The organism is Streptomyces sp. SD15 (genome assembly GCF_054462255.1).
The window spans coordinates 50,341-69,351 of record NZ_JBTLMO010000046.1 but is presented as its reverse complement, the minus strand read 5'-3'; the positions used below and the strand labels follow the sequence as shown (position 1 = coordinate 69,351).

The following is a 19,011-nucleotide window of genomic DNA, read 5'->3' as shown; positions in this document are numbered from 1 at the left end:
CGTCGCCGTGAAACTCACCGACTGCCCCACCACCGACGGATCCGGCGACGAAGCCACCGTCGTGGTCGTCACCGCCGGCAGCACGGTCTGGGTGTCCGTGCCCGACGACGTGACGAAGCTCGCGGTGCCGCTGTAGGTGGCCGTCACCGTGAACGGGCTGCCCGTGGTGGTGGTGTAGGCGTGCGTGGTTGTGGCAGTGCCACCGGCCAGCGGCACCGTCACCGGCGCCGACCCGTCCCCGAAGGTGAACGTGACCGTGCCCGTCGGCGTGCCCGCACCCGGCGCCACCGGCGCCACGGTGGCGGTGAAGCTCACCGGCTGCCCCACCACCGACGGATCCGGCGACGAAGCCACCGTCGTGGTCGTCACCGCCGGCAGCACGGTCTGGGTGTCCGTGCCCGTGGAGGGTTTGAGGTTGGCGTCCCCGCTGTAGGTCGCGGTGACCGTGTACGGGCTGCCGGTGACGCTGGTGTAGGTGTGGTTGACCGTGGCCGCACCTCCCGCCAGGGGAACCGTCACCGGCGGCGACCCGTCGCCGAAGGTGAAGGTCACCGTTCCTGTGGGCGTGCCCAGCCCGGGGGGCACCGGCGCCACGGTGGCGGTGAAGCTCACCGACTGCCCCACCACCGACGGATCCGGCGAGGAGGTCACCGTCGTCGTGGTGGCCGCCTTGTCCTGCACCGTGTGCGTGTCCGTCCCTGACGACGGCAGATAGTTGGCATCCCCGCCGTAGATCGCGGTGATGGTGTGCGGGCCGACGCTCAACACGTTCGTGGTGACCGTCGCCGTTCCCCCCACCAGCGGCGCCGTCTGGGTCGGCCCCCCGCTGATGACGAAGGTGACAGTGCCCGTCGGCGTGCCCGTCCCCGGCGCGACCGGCGCCACCGTCGCCGTGATCGTCACCGCCTGGCCGAAGGTCGACGGATCCGGTGCGGAGGTCACCGTCGTCTGGGTGGACGCCTTGAGGACCACCTGGACCCCGGTACCCGTCGACGGGGTGAAGTTGGCGTCACCGCTGTAGGTGGCGGTGACCGGGAGGCTTCCGACGGGCAGGTTGCTGACCGTCGCTGTCGCGGTACCGCCCACGAGGGGCACCGTCACGGTCGGCCCGCCGCTGACGGCGAAGGTGACCGTCCCCGTCGGAGTCCCCGCCCCGAGCGGGATGACGGTCGCGGTCAGCGTCACCGGCTGACCGACGACCGAAGGATTCGGCGAGGTGGTGACTAAGGTTAAGGTTGCAGGCATGGATCGGCCCTCCGCAGGAGTCTGGGTTGGCCGGGGCCGCCTCTCGTCCCCCACTGCCAGGGGCCGCTACCGGCGGCGACGGATGCTGGGCACCGCACACCGCCGTCCCTCGGCAGGGAGTTGGGCGACTCCGGTAGGTCCCACCAGTACGCTCCCGGCCGGTTCCGCCATGCCAGAACAGTGACGCCCGAATCCCCCGAACAGCGGAGCGCACAACCCGAACAGCGGAGCGCACAAGCCGTGAGCAGCGCGGAAACCGCCTACGACACCGGCGTGCAACGATCGCTGTGCGCCGGGCAGTCAGACGGAGGCAGAAAGAACGCGCCGGTTCAGGAACTGCCGCGGCTGGCTGAAGAATCGCGCCACTTCTCCATGTGGCCGCCCCTGGTGGGAATATGGCAGCGCTCGCGGCGAGCGGCCGGGATCGGGTTGCGTGCCGGGAGAGCCGACACGCAACCCGCGTGTTCCAGGGGGCGGTGTCCGCCGAGGGGCTGGTTCGTCGCCGGCCTGAGCCGTTAGTACCTGTCAGTAGCCGGTGCAGAAGGTGGCGTCGGCCTTCTCCGTCGTGGTGGAGATCGGTGCTGTCCTCAGCGTCTCAGGTCCGCGCGGCCCGCGGCCGCGACGACGCGATCCCGCTCGGTGCGCGTGAACAGTACCTCGGACAGCCATCCGTCCGCGAGGGCGCGTACCGCTCCCACGAAGCGGCCGGAGGTGGCGAAGGGGGCCTGCTCCCAGAGCACATCGAGGAAGGTCAGACCGTCACCGCGGGCGCGGTTGGGCACACCCGAGTCGGTCGTACCGAACACGACGACGGGGTCCGAGCGCTTGAAGTAGGCGTGGTAGGGGGTGTCGTCCGCGACGTGGAACGGTGCGAGAGGCAGGCCGTGCGTGATGAAGTGCATCGGGCGGTCCTCGGGTTGGATCGAGTCGGCGAGATCGCCCCGGAGCGTGAAGTCCTTGTAGAAGGAGAACGCACGGAATTGCGGTTCCTGGCTCCGAGCGACCAGCAGGACCGGCCCGTAGAACACCGACTGGACGGCGGGGTCGTCCAGGGCCCTTTCGATGCGAAGGTGGTAGGGAGTGGAGATCCGAATCCGGTCGCCGCGCTGCCAGCTTCTGCTCAGGGTGAGGTAGCCGCCGGGCACCGCCTCGGCCCGTTGCCGGACCCCGTTGACCGTGACGGTGAACCCTCCCGTGGCCCAGGACGGAACGCGGAGTCTCACGTCGAGTCTGCCGCTGCCCTCACGGATCGTCAGGGTGCGTACGCCGTCAGCCGGGTACTCGCTCGTCTGCTCGATGACGAAGCCCCGCTCCGGCCACCGCAGTGTCGAGGCGAGGTAGAGGTTGACGTACAGGGCGTTGCCGTCGGCGGAGCAGAAGTAGACCGAGTCCTGGTACTTGGTGTGGTTCTCCATGCCGGTGCCGCCGCAGCAGGTGCCGGTGTTGTCGTACTCGCGCTGCGCTCCTGGGCCCATCCCGACGAAGTAGGTGACCTCCGGGCTGTCCGTGCTGGGGGCGTCCCGGCGGGAGGCGAGGATGTGGTTGGTCAGGCCCCGCTCGTAGTAGTCCATGTAGCCGGGGTCCTGCTCGTGGAAGAACAACTGCCGGCTCAGCTTGAGCATGTGGTACGTCGCGCAGGTCTCGGCGTTGTTGTCGTCGAGGGTGGCCGCGATGGCGCCCCTGGCGCGGAACATCTCGCCCTGACCCGTACCGCCCAGGCTGTACATCCGGGGGCCTGCGACTATGCCCCAGAAGTTGCGCGTGAGGGCGTACAGGTCCGCCAACACCTCGTTCATCCCGCCGTACTCGCCTGCGATGTAGATCGACCACATCCGCTCCAGCTGCGCCTTCGGTAGGGGGCCGAGCCTGCTGTGCACCCAGTCGCCCATCTTCGAGGCGATCTCCAGGGCCTGCCCGTTCCCGGCGAGGGTGTGCGCGTCGAGGAGACCGCGCATGATCTTGTGGCAGGTGTAGTACGGCGCCCAGATGGTGGGGTACGTCGTGTAGCTTTCCAGCAGGATGAACTGAGTCTCCGGATACGCCGCCAGGTAGCCGGGGTGGCTGGGCCTCGGCGATCCGTGCTCCGCCAGGGCCTGCTGACACTCGCCGAGCGCTCCGACCAGGTAGTCCAGCTTGGCCTTGAGCGCGGACTCCTGCGTGTCGGCGTACGCCTGGGCGACGAGGGTGAGGAAGTGGCCGCCGTAGTGGCCGCGCAGGTTGCCGTCGGAAGTCTCCCAGCCGCCGGGCGGCCGGGCACCACGGGTGTCGAGCCCGGCGTTGGCCCGGAAGACCGCCAGGATGCGGTCGGCCGGGTACGCCCTGGCGTAGTCGAGCATCAGGTCGCGCTTGCGGCGGAAGACGCCGTCGCCGAGGGTCACTTGGTCCAGGGAGAAGGGGCGTACGGCCCAGGTGGGCGGGGTGGGCACCGGAGCCGCGGCGGCCCGGACGGGCACCGCGGGCGGGACCGGGCCGGTCGCGTCGGCGTGCGCCGAGGGGGTGGCGTACGCGAGCGGGGCCGCGGCCGCGGTCCTGGCGGCGAGTCTCAACAGACGGCGGCGGGTGGGGGGGTTGGGACATGCGCGGACTCCGATCGTCGGTCATCGGTCATCGGTCATCAGCGGGTATGGGCGGTGGTAAGGCGACCGCGTGGTCATGGGGCAGCGGTCACCGTGGTCATGGCGCGATGGCTGCTCCCTGCCACGCTTCCCTTCACCTCGAAGGTGCCCGGCCCGGCGTACTCGTCCGGATCCACGGCCGGCAGCCACACCCGCACCGTCGAAGGCCCGCGGTTCGCCCAGGAGTGGTAGGGGACCAGGTCGATCCCCGTGCGGTCGGCGGACGGCGGGACGGCGGCCCTGTCGAGCGGCCGGTACGGCCAGGTCTCGTCGCGCTGTACGTCGTACGCGGTGATCTGCCCAGCGGTGACCACAGTGCCGTCCGGCCCGTCCTCCGGCGCAACGGACAGGTCCACCCGAATCACGTCGACCTCGTGTCCGTCCGGCAGGTCCACGGACTCGGCGCAGTACACCAGCGGCCCGCGCTGGACGGCCACGGTGCCGCGGACGGCGTCGACGCGCGGGTCGGCCCGGATCCGGCGCGGCCGTACGGGCAGTTCGAGCCGGATCTCGTCACCGGGCCGGAAACCCCGGGTCACCTCGGTCATGCCCGGGGCCACCGACCAGCCACGCGGTGGCGCCCGCCGTCCACGCGGGGACGCGCAGCGACACGGTCCACGGGCGGTCCGATGACGACCGGTCGATGCGCTCCGGCCTGGCAAGATCAGTGACCGAACCTCATTCGGGACGAAGGGGTCGCGAGTTCAGAACTCGCAGCAGCGAGTGCAGACCGGGGTCCAAGGGCGCTCGCAGGCCGACCAGGGGGGCGCGTAGACGCCGCGTGCTCCGGGCCTGTCCGCGCGATGGCCGACGGCGAGCGATACGAATCCGGCGATGCCGAGTCCGAGCCCCACCTGAGTTGCCGGAAGATGCACGGCCTGGGTGAAGCACAGCGCCCTTGTCGCGTGCCTCCCATGTAGCCGATCAAGCAAGCGGAACACCCAGGTCGAGGCCCTGATCGCCTTTGCCGGTGGCCCTGTCGGGGGTTGTGGAGCCGGGACCGGCGATGACTGCCTGGCGCTCCATTGCGGACATGCCCGCTGGGCCCGGGACCGGGGGCGACAGTCCGTGATCGGCTACACCACGACAGGGGACGTGACCTCGTCGGAACGGGTCAAAGACGTCCACGCGGAAGTTCCAGCCCGCAACGCACGACTACGCACCGCTGGCGACCGATCCCTGCCGCTTCGAAGCGGAGCAACATGGCGCGGGATCGCCGGTCGGCAAACCCGGCGATCCCGCGCATCATTGATGGTCCACCGCCACTACCTGCCCGTACGTCGAAAGGCATACCAACGAGCTGCAGGGCGCCCAGTACAGCCCCACCACGCATCCGCGCCGCCTGGGACGGAACGGGGAGCGTCGAGCACGCCTCCACATGTGCGCGTACGTGGTCAGACCACCTGCACGGGGTGACGGACCACCGCGTCGAAGAGATAGCCCTGGGTGTTGGGGACGGTCGTCTCCGGCTGGCTGCGGCCCGTCGTATCGGTGGCGCGGGCCAGCAGGGTGTACGTGCCCGGAGTCGTCGGACGCCAGTCGGTGGACCAGCGGACCCAGCCCGCCCGGAGCGGGGCGTCGTGCAACCGGGCCCGGCGCCAGGTGGTGCCGCCGTCGGTGCTCACATCGACGCGGACGACGCCCCCGGCGCCCGACCAGGAGCGGCCGGTGAGTCGCTGGTCCGTGGCGGCCGGGAGATCCGCGTTCCAGGCGAGCTCGAAGGCGCTCTTGAGGGTCTGGTGGGTGAGGGGCGCGCTGCCGCCGTCGGGGTACGCGTCGCCGAAAAGCCGGTAGAAGTCGGTGTTCCAGGGCGAGTAGAGGGGCTGGGCCGCGACCTCGATGTCGCCGACCCACTTGATCGAGGCGATGCCCACCCAGCCGGGCACGAGCACGCGCACCGGGTGGCCGTGGTCCGCGGGCAGCGGCTCGCCGTTCATCTCGTACGCGAGCAGCACGTCGTCCAACGCCTTCGACAGGGGCAGCGGACGGCGGACGCGACCGAGGTTCGTGCCGTCCGCGGTGATGTACTCGGCGTCGAGGCCGCGGGGCAGCACGTCCACCGCGCGCTGCGTGAGCCCGGCCCGGCGCAGCACTTCGGCGAGCCGTACGCCCTTCCAGTGGGCCGTGCCGATCGCGCCGAGCGTCCATGCCGTGCCGCTGACCGTCTGGCCCTGCTGGGTCGTGAAGAAGCTGCGGCCGTTGCCCGCGCACTCGACGAACGCGGTGCGGCTGGTGGCCGGGAGCCGCTTCAGCTCGTCGAGCGTGAACTCGACGGGTTCCGGGTGGGCGAGGCCGTCTCCCCATACGGTCAGTTTCCAGGTCTCGGCGTCCAGGACCGGGGTGGCGGTGTGGTTCCGTACGAAGAAGTGGTCCACGGGGGTGTGGTAGCCGGTGCCGGCCAGGGACGGGAACTTGGTCTCGGCGTTGGTGCCCCGGATGGTGAACCAGTCGTCGGGGAGGGGCTTCACGATGCCGGGAGCGGTCGCGGTGGCGGTTGTTCCGGGGGCGGCCACGGCCGGTGGGGTGGCGAGGGCGGTGGGCGCGGCCGCCGTGAGGCCTGCCGCTGCGAGCAGTCTGAGCAGGTCGCGCCGGGCGACTCCGTCGGCACGGGCCTCGCCCGCCAGCCACTGGCGGAGTCTGCGGCGGTCGTAGGTGGATTCGGGGTGGGGCATGGGGGCCTGCCTTTCGGAGGGCGTGGCGGAGGCGGGGCCGGCGCGAACGCACGCAGGGCACGGTGATGGGGACGTACGAGGGGGACGGGTGTCCGATGGCGCCTTGAACGGCGGACCCTGGCGCCGAACGGCGACTACGTCATCGTCGGCGGGACGCGGCGGCCGTGACGCGTACCGCGTCCATGGCAGGGATCAGCGACAACAACCGCGCGACAGCAGCGCGCGGGACCGCGGGGCGGAGCGGTGGTTGCCGAGAATCATGGGGCCATCGTACAAGCCAGGGGTCCAACTCGCCCTGGAATCGGGCCAGTCGGTATCCCCACGCACAACCCCCTCCCGCCCGGCGGTCAGAGATCGCCCGGGGCTCCGAGGCCCGTCAGCGCACCGACCGGGTCGAGGTCGGGGGTGCCTCGGGGCCACCAGTCGTCCTGGCCCGGTTCTGATTCGTAGGCGTACCAGAGGCCGTCGTGGCCGAGGCGGAGCTGGGCGTGGCCCCGGGGGTGGGTGAGGCGGTTGCGCCAGGGGCGGAAGGCCGGGAGGTCGGCGGCGAGGAGGAGGGGGCGGGCACGGTCGAAACGGCCCGCCGGTGGGTCCCAGGGCTCTTCGAGGACGGTCAGCCCTTCAAGTCCGCCCTGCCGCCAGGCGGCGACCGCACGCGCCAGGTCGGACGGGGTGCGGCCGGCTGCTGAGGCGAGCGAGGAGTAGAGGCCGCGGGTCGCGGCGGTGAGTCCGGAACCGGGGCGGGCCGCAGCAAGGCGTACCGCGTCCTGCCAGAGCGTCAGCTCCGCGACCGGGTCGCGGCCGGTGGTCAGCAGGGCGTGGGCGCGGGCGGCCGCGTCCGTGGCCAACTGGTCCAGCGCGAACGGGTCCGGGCCGCCCGGCGCGCCCGGATAGGTCGGCGGCTGCTCGGGGTGCGTGGGCACGGGCAGGGGCGCCGGGAGGGGTGGCAGCGTGCGGCGCGCGAGGGCGTCACGCGCGCGTACGCCGGGCAGGGGCGCCGGATCCTGTTCCTGGGCGGCACGGGCCGCGCGGGCCGCATTGCGGCGGGACAAGGCGTCGAGCAGCTCGCGCTCGCCGCGACCACGCAGCAGGAGCAGCACGAAGGGGTCTTCGTCCAGCAGGCGTGCCGTCTGGTAGCAGAGGGCGGCCGCGTGTTTGCAAGGGTGGCCGGAGTCGGGGCAGCTGCACTGCGGTGCGAGGTCGCCGGGGCCGGGGAGCAGGTCGATTCCGCAGTCGGCGAGCGAGCGGGGCATCTCCTTGTCGAGCAGCGCCGCGATGTGCCCGGGCCGCTCGGCGGCCGCGTCGAGGAAGCGGTCCCAGTCGACCTCGTCCAGCGTCCGCAGCCTGATCTGTACGCGATACGGTCGCGGACGGCTGCCGTGCACGTACGCCAGCACCAGCCCCGGGGTGACCGTGATGGCGTCGACGTGGCCCTTCGCGGCGTACGCCCGCCCCCGCGCCAGCCGCGCCGCGTCCAGCGCGCCCTTCTCCAGGGCGCCCACCCAGGCATTTCCCCACCACGTCTCCGCGAACGCCGTCGCGTCCGACACCCGCGCCGCAAAGGCCGCGAACGTACGGCGCAACTCCCCGTCGCGCCCCGGGGATCCCATGGACTTCCGGACCCGACCGGCTGGAGGTGCGCTCCACTCCTCCGACTCGGACTGCGCCGAGCGCGGCTCAAGGGGTGCCCGGCGTACGCCCCCGGACTGGGCAGAAGACACACCCGAGCCCGCCACATCCATGCCTTCCGGCAGGGGCGAGCCCGGGGGCGTGTGGGCGCCGCCGGACGGTTCGGGGCTGTGGTTCGGGGTGGGGTCGGCGGTGCTTGGGGGGTGCCCGGGGCGCGGGTCCTGGGTCGCCTCGTGCGGCTCGTCCGGGTGTGCTGCGCGGCGCCTTCCCTTCGGGGCGTCCGTTGTCGCCGGTCGCCCGGCGGGCGGTGACGTGGCATCGGGCAGCTGGAACGCTCCGGCGAGCAGGTCTCGTACCTCCCGGGCCTGGGCTTCCCGACCGGCTCGCGGAGCCGGCGTATCGGTCGGCGCGCGGCTCGCCGACCGGCGTGCGGACTGGGCCCCCTTGTTCTCCGCGTCCGTCCGCGCCTGCCTCGCTTCGCTGCGCGCGGCGCGCAAGGCCTCGCGTGCGATGTCACCCGGGCGCGCGCCGCCCGAGGCCCCGTCGCCGGAACGGTCCGGCCCTGTGGCCGCCGCCGGAGCCGGAGGTCGTACCGCACCGGGGTCGGCGCCTGCGCCGGAATCCGGAGGCGGCGCAGCTTCGGCCTCCGCACCGGCATGGATGCCCGCACCCGCATCGGTGTCGGCGCCCGCTCCGCTCCCCCTCGTGGCCCCGCGCCGCAAGGCCTCGCGTGCCGCGTCGCCCGGTCGCACCCCCGGGGAGGAAGACCGCTGGGGACGCGCGTCGTCCGCACCCGGCGACGGCGAGGTCGAGGGCGACGGACCCGGCTCGGCCTCGGCCGCCGCACCCCACGTCTCGCGCTCCCGCGCCGCCCGCAGCGCCCGACGGGCCTCGTCGGCGGGGCGCGCCCCGCCCACCGGGCGTGACGGCTCGGCGGCGGGCCTCTCCTCGCCTCCGGCCGCCCGGCCCTCCTCGTCCGCAAGAGCGCTCACGTGGACCTCCGCAGTGACACCAGGTCCGACAGCTCGCGGTCGGTGAGTTCGGTCAGGGACGCCTCACCGGAGCCGAGGATCGCGTCGGCCAGCGCCCGCTTCGCTTCGAGCATCTCGGCGATGCGGTCCTCCACCGTGCCCTCGGTGATGAGGCGGTGGACCTGGACGGGCTGGGTCTGGCCGATGCGGTAGGCACGGTCGGTGGCCTGCTCCTCGACGGCCGGGTTCCACCAGCGGTCGAAGTGGACGACGTGGCCCGCGCGGGTGAGGTTCAGGCCGGTGCCGGCGGCCTTGAGGGACAGCACCAGGACCGGCGTCGCCCCGCTCTGGAAGCGGTCCACCATGTGTTCGCGGTCGGCGACCGGTGTGCCGCCGTGCAGGAGCTCCACCGGGACGGCGCGGGCGGTCAGATGCGCGCTGATCAGGCGGGCCATCCCCACGTACTGGGTGAAGACCAGCGCCGAGCCGTCCTCGGCGAGCAGCGTGTCCAACAGCTCGTCGAGCAGGGCCAGTTTGCCGGAGCGGGCGGAGGGTCCGTGGGCGGCGGCCCGCGCGTCCTCCTTGAGATACAGCGCCGGGTGGTTGCAGATCTGCTTGAGGGAGGTGAGGAGCTTCAGGACCAGGCCGCGGCGCGCGATCCCCTCGGAGGTCTCGATCGCAAGCATCGACTCGCGGACCACGGCCTCGTACAGCGAGGCCTGCTCACGGGTGAGCGGCACCGGGTGGTCCGTCTCCGTCTTGGGCGGGAGCTCCGGGACGATCCCGGGATCGGACTTCTTGCGGCGGAGCAGGAAGGGGCGGATCAGCCGGGCCAGGCGCGCCACCGCTTCCGCGTCCTCGCCGTTCTCCACCGCGCGTGCGTGCCGGGCGCGGAAGGACTTGAGGGGGCCGAGCAGGCCGGGGGTCGTCCAGTCCAGCAGGGCCCAGAGTTCGGAGAGGTTGTTCTCCACGGGGGTGCCGGTGAGGGCCACGCGCGCGGGGGACGGGATGGTGCGAAGGGCCTTCGCCGTCGCCGAGTAGGGGTTCTTGACGTGCTGCGCCTCGTCCGCGACGACCATGCCCCACGTCTGCTGGGCGAGCCGCGGTGCGGCCGACCGCATCGTGCCGTAGGTGGTGAGGACGAAGCCGCCGTCGAGGTCCTCCAGGGTGCGATCGGGTCCGTGGAATCGGCGGACGGGGACGCCGGGCGCGAAACGGGTGATCTCCCGCTGCCAGTTGCCGAGCAGCGATGCCGGGCAGACGACCAGGGTGGGCTCGCTGCGGGCCCGGCGCAGATGCAGGGCGATGACGGTGATGGTCTTGCCGAGACCCATGTCGTCGGCGAGACAGCCGCCGAGGCCGAGCGAGGTCATGAGGTCCAGCCAGGCGAGGCCCCGCAGTTGGTAGTCCCTCAGGCGGGCCTGCAGGCCCGGCGGCGGCTCCACCGGGGTCAGGCCGGCCGTCAGACGGTCCCGCAGCGCGGCCAGCGCGCCGACCGGTACCGCCTCGACCGTCTCGCCGTCGACCTCCGCGGTGCCGGCGAGTGCCACGGACAGCGCGTCGACCGGGTCGAGCAGTCCCAGTTCCCGCTTGCGGGCCTTGCGGACGAGGGCCGGATCGACGAGCACCCACTGGTCCCGCAACCGGACGACCGGACGGTGGGCCTCGGCCAGCGAGTCCATTTCGGCCTCGGTGAGCGGGTCGCCGCCGAGGGCCAGCTGCCAGCGGAACTGCAGCAGCTCCTCGCTCTCGAAGAACCCGGTGCCGTCCTTGGCCGACCCGGGTGCGGGGCGCACCACCGCGGCCGCGCTCAGGTCCTGCGCGAGGTCGCGGGGCCAGTGGACGGCCACTCCGGCCGCGCCGAGGCGGGTCGCCGCGACGCCGAGCAGGTCGGACAGCTCCTCCTCGGAGAGGGCGAGTACGTCGGGCACGTCCTGTTCGGACAGGCGGTCCAGGGGCGGCCAGACGCGGGCGGCGCGGCGGACGGCGAGCGCCGCGTCCACGCGCGCGCGGGGCCCGAACGTGGCGTCGGCGGTGCCTGCCCACAGCGCCGCGGCGTCGACGACGAGCGTGGGGTCGGCGAGGCTGTGCACCTGGACGACGGCCGCGCCCGCACGGTGCGCTCCCTCGCCGTCGTCGAAGAGCTGGTAGGCCGACAGGTCCAGGCGGAGCGAGATCCGGACGCCCGCGTCCATGCCCGCGGCGACCTCGGCGGCCCAGTCCTGGGCACCGGGCAGCCGCTGCGGCTCCCTGGCCGCGAAGGGTTTTCCGGAGGTGTGGGGAGCGGCCGGGGTGCGCGGCAGTGTGTCGGCGACCGCGTCCAGGAAGGAGCGCATCAGCGCTTCCGGCTCGGGCAGCCGGAGGGGGCCCTTGCCGGGGAGCGGGACGGCATGCCCTTCGTACGGGAGGGCGGCGGCCACCGCCCGCAGGTGGGCGATGTCGTCCGGGTCCAGCGGGCCCGCGCGCCAGGCGTCGTGGCCCGCTGCCGTGAGCCCCGGCAGCAGTCGTCCCCGCGCGACGAGCCGCAGCGCGTGCAGCGCGGCCGCACCCCAGCAGACGGTCGCGGGATGGGCGGCGGGGTCGCGGCGCGCCCCGGCGAGCAGCGGCAGGGCCTCGCCGAGCGGCAGGATCAGCGCGGGGGCCGTACCTCTGCGGGCTCCGGGTCCATGCGGTCGTACGACCGTCAGCTCGCTCTGCGCGAGGGGCTCGGGCGACGACAGCGGCTCGCCGTCCGGGTCCCAGAAGGCGAAGCGGCCCTCGCGCGGCAGCGGTGCGGGCAGAAATACGGCGGCAAGCCGCGTCGGCACAGCCATGATCGTCACTGCCCCGTCCCCCATACGCCCGGTCACCTCCCGCCCCTCCGTCAAATCAGTTGTCTTCGACTCTACGGGCGGGGTCTGACAACCGGTCCCGACAGCGGGCCGGGGTCCGGCCCGTTACGGAACCGTGCGTGAGACGACGTACACCATCGGGTACTCCGGATTGGCCAGGTTCACGATGACGTCCTGCGTGGGCGCCGGGTTCTTCTGCTCGCGGACGAAGCCACGCCACTTGCCGGGGACGGAGAACTTCCAGCCGGTGACCTTCTGGTCGCGGGTGCTGATGGTGATGTTGTTCTCCTTCAGCGCGTTCCGGTTGGTGCCCAGGTCGCCGAGGAAGGTGTCCAGACCGGCGTTGGTGAGCTGGAACTGGGCGTAGAGACGGCTGCTCCTCCAGTTGTTCGTCTCGTAGAACGCGACCCTGTTCGCCGGGTGCGGAATCAGCACCTGGTAGAGGCGACGCTGGACCTTCGACGGCCAGCCGTAGGTGAGGCCGGTCGCCGAGTACTTCTCCTCCTTCTCCTTGCCGCTGTCGCGGCTCTGGTTGGCGGAGATCACCAGGTAGCCGGCCGGGACGCCGATGAGCAGCACGATGATCAGCAGCGTCAGGGCACGGCGACGGAACTTGCGGCGCGGGTCCTCCGGCGGCCGCTCGGGCTCGTCCTGCGGTGAGGGCTGGTGCGGCAGCGAGGGCGTCACGGCGTCCCCTGGGTCGTACGGCGCGTCTCCGCGTAGCGCTCGTACCGCTCGTAGCGCTCCACGCGGCGTCGCTTGGCGCGGCGGAAGCGGCGGGCGACGAGGCGGGCCAGGTCGGCGGCGCCCACCATGCCGGCCTCGGGGCCGAGCTGGGCACGGGCGATGCGGGCCTCGGGACGGTAGCCGCGGCCTGTCAGATGGCGGCGGAAGGCGTCGCGCGCCGGGCCGATCAGCAGGTCGTCGGCGGCGCTGACGCCGCCGCCGATGACGAAGCAGGACGGGTCCAGGGCCGCCGCCAGGTTGGCGATGCCGACGCCCAGCCACTGGCCGATGTCCTGGAGCAGCTCGACGCACATGGCGTCGCCCTCGCGGGCCAGCTCGGTGATGAGCGGTCCGGTGATGTCGGGGATGTTGCCCTTGACGCGCTCGATGATCCCGTACGCGACCGGGGAGTCCGCGGCGGCGAGTTCGCGGGCCTCGCGCACCAGCGCGTTGCCGGAGCTGTACTGCTCCCAGCAGCCCCGGTTGCCGCAGGGGCAGCGGTGGCCGCCGGGCACGACCTGCATATGGCCGAACTCGCCGGCCACGCCGAACCTGCCGCGCTTGACCTGGCCGTCCTCGAGCAGGGCGCCGCCGATGCCGGTGCCGAGCGTGATCATGACGAGGTTGTCCTCGCCGCGGCCGGCGCCGAAGCGCCACTCGGCCCAGGCGGCGGCGTTGGCGTCGTTGTCGACCAGGACGGGGACGGCGAGCCGCCCGGCGAGTCGGTCGCGCAGCGGTTCGTTGCGCCAGGACAGGTGGGGAGCGAAGAGGATGCGGCTGCGGTCCGCGTCGACCCAGCCGGCCGCGCCGATGCCGACCGCGTGCACGTCGTGCCGGTCGGAGAGGTCCAGGACCAGCTCGACGATGGTGTCCTCGACGACCTTGGGGCTCTTGGACTTGTCCGGCGTCTCGGCGCGGAGCTTCTCCAGGATGTTGCCGTCGGCGTCGACGACACCCGCCATCACCTTGGTGCCGCCGATGTCGATGCCGACGGTGGGTACGCGGGGCGCCGTCAGGTGGGAACGGCGCTCACGCGTCCCGACGGTCCGCAGGACAGTGGCCCGCGCGGAGCCGCGGTGTGCGAGGTCGCGGTAGGTGCTCATCGGGCCGATTCTGCCTTACGCCGCCGCCTGGCTGCACTGCGGGAGCGGTGGGGCGGTGCCTGTCGTGTGTGAACTGCGGGTCCGTTGTGGCTGGTCGCGCCCACGCGGCGACGTCACAAATATCTCAGCCCCGCGCCCCTGTCGGGGCGCTCCGGCTCGCGGCGAAGACTCCTACGAAGTGCGCTCCAGCTCGTGCCTGAGGTCGTCCAGTTCGCTGCCTCCCGCCATCTGGCGGGTCAGCTCGTCCAGGGTGATCTCGTCGCGGGTGTGGCTGCCGGACATGGTGCCGCGCTTCAGGAGGACGAAACGGTCGCCCACCAGGTACGCGTGGTGCGGATTGTGGGTGATCAACACAACACCCAGTCCGGCGTCTCGTGCGGCGGCCACATATTTGAGGACCACGCCGGACTGCTTCACACCGAGGGCGGCGGTGGGCTCGTCGAGGACGAGAACCTTGGCGCCGAAGTAGACGGCGCGGGCGATCGCCACGCACTGGCGCTCACCGCCGGAGAGGGTGCCGATGGGCTGGTCGACGTCACGCAGGTCGATGCCCATGCGCAGAAGCTCCGCGTGGGTGGTCCTGCGCATGAAGTCGACGTCCATGCGCTTGAAGGGCCCGACGCCCTTCGACGGCTCGGAGCCGAGGAAGAAGTTGCGCCAGACCGGCATCAGCGGGACGACGGCGAGGTCCTGGTAGACCGTGGCGATACCGCGGTCCAGAGCCTCCCTCGGGGACGACAGACGGGTTTCCTCGCCCTCGATGCGGAGCGTTCCTGCGTCGTGCCGGTGCAGCCCCGCGATGATCTTGATGAGGGTGGACTTGCCCGCGCCGTTGTCGCCGAGGACGCAGGAGATCTCCCCGGCGTGCACCATCAGCGAGACGCCTTCGAGGGCGCGAATGTTGCCGTAGTACTTACTGACGTCGTCGAGCTCGACGAGTGCCGTACGTTCCGCGGAGGCCGCGTCCATCGCCTTGTCCGCGTCCGTCGCCCTGTCCGCGTCCGTCGTCATGTCGTCGCCTCCACTCGTCACTTCGTCGCCACCGCTCGTCACTTCGTCGCCTCCGCGCGCTTGCGGACCCAGTGGTTGAGCAGGGTCGCCAGGAGCAGCATCACTCCCAGGAAGAACTTGAACCAGTCCGGGTTCCACTCGGCGAACACGATGCCCTTGCTGACCATGCCGAAGATCAGGGCACCGACCGCCGCGCCGACCGCGGAGCCGTAGCCGCCGGTGATCAGACAGCCGCCGATGACGGCCGCGATGATGTAGATCAACTCGTTGCCGACGCCCTCGCCGGACTGCACGACGTCGAACGAGAACAGCAGGTGCTGGCCGGAGACCCAGGCGCCGAAGGCGACGCCCATGTAGAGGCCGATCTTCGTCTTGTTGACCGGGACGCCGACCGCGCGGGCGGCCAGCTCGCCGCCGCCGACGGCGTAGATCCAGTTGCCGACCTTGGTGCGCAGCAGGATCCAGGTGGCGACGACGACCAGGGCCAGCCACCACAGGATGGTGATCTTGTAGTCGACGCCGCCGATGGTGATCGTCGAGGCGAAGACGTCCTTGGCGGAGGAGAAGCCTTCCATGTCGGCGATCGACTTCGTGGAGACCGTTCCGCTGATCAGTTTGGTGAAGCCGAGGTTCATACCGGTCAGCATCAGGAAGGTGCCGAGGGTGATGATGAAGCTCGGTGGGTCGGTGCGGGTCAGCATGACGCCGTTGAAGACGCCGATCGCCAGCGTGACGACCAGCGAGACCAGGATGCCGACCCAGACGTTCGCGGTCATCTGGTAGCTGAACATCGAGGAGATCAGCGCGGAGCTGGTCACCATGACGCCCGCGGAGAGGTCGAACTCGCCGCCGATCATCAGCAGCGCGACCGGTACGGCCATGATGCCGATCGTCGACGAGGCGTACAGGACCGTGCTCAGGCTCGCGGCCCGTACGAAGCTGTCCGCGAAGATCGCGAAGAAGAGGAAGACCGCGATCGCGCCGACCACGGAGCCGAGCTCGGGACGGCCCATGAGCTTGCGCAGCGGCGAGGTCTTCAGAAGGCGCTCGTCGGCCTTGGTGCCCGGCGACGGCGCGGGGGCGGGTGCAGGTGCGGTGGCGGTCATCGGGTTCCCCGCTTCGTGTACTCCTCCAGCGCGGCGGCCTGGTCCTTGGTGATGATCTGCGGTCCGGTGAGGACCGGCTTGCCGCCGCCGAGGACATCGGCGTTGTACTTGTAGAGCCAGAGCAGGTCCACGGCCTCGTACCCCTGGAGGTAGGGCTGCTGGTCGACGGCGAAGCCCAGCGTGCCGTCCTTGAGCTCCGCGGCGACCTTCGCGTTGAGGTCGAAGGTGTCGATCTCGGCGCTGCTGCCCGCGTCCTTCTTGGCCTTCACCGCGGTGTCGGCGTAGGGGGCGCCGAGCGTGACGACCGAGTCGATGGACTTGTCGGCCTGCAGCTTGGCGCCGATGGAGGACTGCACGTCGGGCATGCTGGTGCCCTGGACGTAGAGGTTCTGCACGGTGCCGTCGAAGGTCTTCTTGACGCCGGCGCAGCGCTGCTCGTGGCCGATGTTGCCCTGCTCGTGCAGGACGCACAGGGCCTTCTTCCGGCCCCGCTTGTTCAGCTCGTCGCCGACCGCCTCACCGGCGATCGTCTCGTCCTGGCCTATGTGGGTGAGCGCGCCGAACGCCTTGGACTCCTCGGATCCGGAGTTCACCGTGATCACCGGGATGCCGGCCTTCTCGGCGCGCGCGACGGCCGCCTTCATCGCGTCGGGCTTGGCGAGCGTGACGATGATGCCGTCGACCTGCTTGTCCACCGCGGCGTCGACGAGCTGCGCCTGCTGCTGCGCCTCCGCGTTGTGCGAGTACAGGAAGTTGATGTTGTCCTTGACGGCGGCCTGCTGGGCGCCGCTCTGCACGATGTCCCAGAACGTGTCGCCGTCCCCCGAGTGGGTGATCATCGCGAACGTCCAGTTGGGCGTGTTCACCGCGGCCTTGCCCTGGGCCGCCGCCGCCTTACGGGCGTCCTCGGCCCGCTTCCCGCCGGTGCTGCTGCATCCCGCGAGGGACACCCCCAGCGCCCCTGCGAGCGCGATGCTTACCCAGGTCCGAGTCCGTGCCACGAGGCCGTGCCCTTCTTGCTGTGCTACTTGGTGCGCCAGGGCCCGCGGACCGGCCCGGTGGGCCGTCCCGTAGGCCCCGGGGGCCGGATGTCCTCCGGCCCCGAACGCCCAAGTATCGCCGACCCTCGATCGCCGCCGCCGCCCAGGTCCCGGGCACCGCGGCCGACCCTCGGCCGGGGGGCTGAGGGTCGCCCCCCAGGTGGACACAGCGGACACGGGGATGGTGCACCCCATCAGCGAGTCCCGCGCGCGGTGTACTTCTCGAGTTGCGGTACGTCCTTCTCCGTGACGATGGCCGGGCCGGTGAGGACCGTCTGGCCGCCGCCGAGCACGTTGCCGTTGGTCTTGTAGAGCCACAGCTCGTCGATGGCCTCGTAGCCCTGCAGGTAGGGCTGCTGGTCCACGGCGAAGCCGACCTCCTTGGCCTTCAGACGCTTGACCACCTCGGCGTTGAGGTCGAAGGTGTCGATCTCGGCCTTGCTGCCCGCGTCGGTCTTGGCCTGCACCGCGACGGCGGCGATCGGGGCGCCCAGCGTGACGACGGCGTCGATGCCCTCGGTGGCCTGGAGCTTCGCCTCGATGGAGGACTGGGTGGCGGGGGCGTTGGTGCCGTCGACGTTGAGGTTCTCGAGCGAGCCCTGGAAGGTCTTCTTCACGCCCGCGCAGCGCTGCTCCAGCGAGACGTTGCCCTGCTCGTGGATGACACAGACGGCCTTCTTCAGACCGCGCCTGTTGAGCTCGTCGCCGACGGCCTCACCGGCGACCGACTCGTCCTGGCCGAAGTGCACGAGCGCCCCGAACTGCTTCGAGTACTCGGCGCCGGAGTTGATCGTGACGACCGGGATGCCTGCCTGCTCGGCCTTGGCGAGGACGTCCTTCATGGCCTCGGGCTTGGCCAGGGTGACCACGATGCCGTCGACCTTCTTGTCGATGGCGGCCTGGACGAGCTGCGCCTGGCCGTTGGCTTCCTTGTCGTTGGAGTACAGGAAGTCGACGTTGTCCTTACTGGCCGCCTGCTTGGCGCCGCTCTGGACGATGTCCCAGAAGGTGTCGCCCTCGCCGGAATGAGTCACCATGGCGATCTTCAGACGGGGCGTGGTGGCCGCCTTGCCACCGCTCTCACTGCTGTCGGCCTTGTTCTCGGAGTCCTTGCCACCGGAGCTGCTGCATCCGGCCGCGAGCGCGATGACGGCTATCACCGCTGCTGCGGTTCGGGCTGTACGCATGGTGGGACCACCCTCTCTCCCGCCGCCCCTTTGCGGCTGAGGGGAGTTCTAGCTCCGGGTCCGCGCGTCAGTCAATGGGCTTGTCAGAACATTCTTACGATTGAGATCCGCCGGTCCTTCACGGCCGCACAAGCAGCTGGAACTCGAAGGAGTAGCGCGAGGCGCGATAGGTGTGGGAGCCGAACTCGACGGCGCGGCCGGTGTCGTCGAAGGTGGTGCGCTGCATGGTGAGCAGCGGGGCTCCGGCGGGCTCCCCGAGCCGCTCACCCTCCTCCGCGGTGGCCGCGCGGGCGCCGACGGACTGGCGGGCGCTGTGCAGGGTGATGCCCGCGGCGCGCATCAGCCGGTACAGGCCGGTGGCCTCCATCCGGGCGCTGTCCAGCTCCAGCAGGCCGGGAGGTAGATGGTTGCAGAGGTACGCCATCGGTTCGCCGTGCGCGAGGCGGAGCCGCTCCACACGGTGTACGTCGCTGCCCTCGGCGACGCCCAGGGCCGCCGCGACCTCGGCGGAGGCCGGCACGACGGTGTTGACCAGCACCCGGGTCGCGGGGCGCTGCCCGGCCGCCTCCAGGTCGTCGTACAGGCTGCTGAGTTCCAGCGGGCGCTTGACCTGGCTGTGCACGACCTGGGTACCGACGCCGCGGCGCCGTACCAGCAGGCCCTTGTCGACGAGGGACTGAATGGCCTGGCGGACCGTGGGCCGGGACAGGCCGAGCCGTGCGGCGAGCTCGATCTCGTTGCCCAGCAGACTGCCCGGGGTCAGGGTTCCGCGCTCGATCGCGGCCTCCAGTTGCTGGGACAGCTGGAAGTACAGCGGGACCGGACTGCTGCGGTCGACGCTGAGCTGGAGCGACACGGTCGGATCCACATCTGGT

The 19,011-nt window shown here is 71.5% G+C and carries 13 protein-coding genes; all 13 read right to left on the bottom strand.

Annotation, left to right across the window (positions count from 1 at the left end; genetic code table 11):
- The coding region (locus ACX28W_RS33920; RefSeq protein ID WP_459003833.1) for an Ig-like domain repeat protein at positions 1-1,245 on the bottom strand (1,245 nt) is incomplete at its 3' end.
- Between the two features lie 587 nt (positions 1,246-1,832).
- Positions 1,833-3,791 carry a glycoside hydrolase family 127 protein gene (locus ACX28W_RS33915; RefSeq protein ID WP_459003832.1) on the bottom strand — a complete coding sequence of 653 codons (1,959 nt, stop codon included), beginning with the start codon at positions 3,789-3,791 and terminating at the stop codon, positions 1,833-1,835.
- Positions 3,792-3,895: 104 nt separating this feature from the next.
- Positions 3,896-4,408, bottom strand: a complete 513-nt coding sequence (locus ACX28W_RS33910; RefSeq protein ID WP_459003831.1) for a hypothetical protein — start codon at positions 4,406-4,408, stop codon at positions 3,896-3,898.
- An 846-nt stretch (positions 4,409-5,254) separates the two neighbouring features.
- On the bottom strand, positions 5,255-6,532 hold the full coding sequence (locus ACX28W_RS33905; protein ID WP_459003830.1) for a sulfite oxidase: 1,278 nt from the start codon (positions 6,530-6,532) through the stop codon (positions 5,255-5,257).
- Positions 6,533-6,879: 347 nt separating this feature from the next.
- On the bottom strand, positions 6,880-9,153 hold the full coding sequence (locus tag ACX28W_RS33900; protein WP_459003829.1) for an SWIM zinc finger family protein: 2,274 nt from the start codon (positions 9,151-9,153) through the stop codon (positions 6,880-6,882).
- Positions 9,150-11,969 (bottom strand): DEAD/DEAH box helicase, encoded by a 2,820-nt coding sequence (locus ACX28W_RS33895; protein WP_459003828.1) that lies wholly within the window; start codon positions 11,967-11,969, stop codon positions 9,150-9,152. Before ACX28W_RS33895 ends, ACX28W_RS33900 begins: the two co-directional genes overlap by 4 nt.
- A 99-nt stretch (positions 11,970-12,068) precedes the next feature.
- Positions 12,069-12,650, bottom strand: coding sequence for a sugar kinase (locus tag ACX28W_RS33890; protein ID WP_459003827.1), 582 nt, complete (start codon positions 12,648-12,650; stop codon positions 12,069-12,071).
- The gene (locus tag ACX28W_RS33885; protein ID WP_459003826.1) at positions 12,647-13,792 is read right to left on the bottom strand and encodes an ROK family glucokinase; all 1,146 of its coding nucleotides are present in this window, start codon (positions 13,790-13,792) and stop codon (positions 12,647-12,649) included. The genes ACX28W_RS33890 and ACX28W_RS33885 overlap by 4 nt, the downstream gene beginning before the upstream one ends.
- A 171-nt stretch (positions 13,793-13,963) precedes the next feature.
- Complete coding sequence (locus ACX28W_RS33880) at positions 13,964-14,761, bottom strand: ATP-binding cassette domain-containing protein (protein WP_459003838.1); 798 nt, start codon at positions 14,759-14,761, stop codon at positions 13,964-13,966.
- An 80-nt stretch (positions 14,762-14,841) separates the two neighbouring features.
- A complete protein-coding gene (locus ACX28W_RS33875; protein WP_459003825.1) occupies positions 14,842-15,909 on the bottom strand; it encodes an ABC transporter permease in 1,068 nt (355 codons plus the stop codon).
- Entirely contained in the window at positions 15,906-16,910 is a 1,005-nt protein-coding gene (locus tag ACX28W_RS33870) for a sugar ABC transporter substrate-binding protein (protein WP_459003824.1), read from the bottom strand. Before ACX28W_RS33870 ends, ACX28W_RS33875 begins: the two co-directional genes overlap by 4 nt.
- Before the next feature lie 233 nt (positions 16,911-17,143).
- Positions 17,144-18,136 (bottom strand): sugar ABC transporter substrate-binding protein, encoded by a 993-nt coding sequence (locus ACX28W_RS33865; protein WP_459003823.1) that lies wholly within the window; start codon positions 18,134-18,136, stop codon positions 17,144-17,146.
- Between the two features lie 118 nt (positions 18,137-18,254).
- Complete coding sequence (locus ACX28W_RS33860; RefSeq protein ID WP_459003837.1) at positions 18,255-18,992, bottom strand: GntR family transcriptional regulator; 738 nt, start codon at positions 18,990-18,992, stop codon at positions 18,255-18,257.
- Positions 18,993-19,011: the final 19 nt, after the last annotated feature.

Coding starts and splice junctions, on each gene's coding strand:
- ACX28W_RS33910 (WP_459003831.1), bottom strand. CDS start 4,408: ATGACCGAGGTGACCCGGGGTTTCCGGCCCGGTGACGAGATCCGGCTC.
- ACX28W_RS33905 (WP_459003830.1), bottom strand. CDS start 6,532: ATGCCCCACCCCGAATCCACCTACGACCGCCGCAGACTCCGCCAGTGG.
- ACX28W_RS33895 (WP_459003828.1), bottom strand. CDS start 11,969: ATGGGGGACGGGGCAGTGACGATCATGGCTGTGCCGACGCGGCTTGCC.
- ACX28W_RS33885 (WP_459003826.1), bottom strand. CDS start 13,792: ATGAGCACCTACCGCGACCTCGCACACCGCGGCTCCGCGCGGGCCACT.
- ACX28W_RS33880 (WP_459003838.1), bottom strand. CDS start 14,761: ATGGACGCGGCCTCCGCGGAACGTACGGCACTCGTCGAGCTCGACGAC.
- ACX28W_RS33875 (WP_459003825.1), bottom strand. CDS start 15,909: ATGACCGCCACCGCACCTGCACCCGCCCCCGCGCCGTCGCCGGGCACC.
- ACX28W_RS33865 (WP_459003823.1), bottom strand. CDS start 18,136: ATGCGTACAGCCCGAACCGCAGCAGCGGTGATAGCCGTCATCGCGCTC.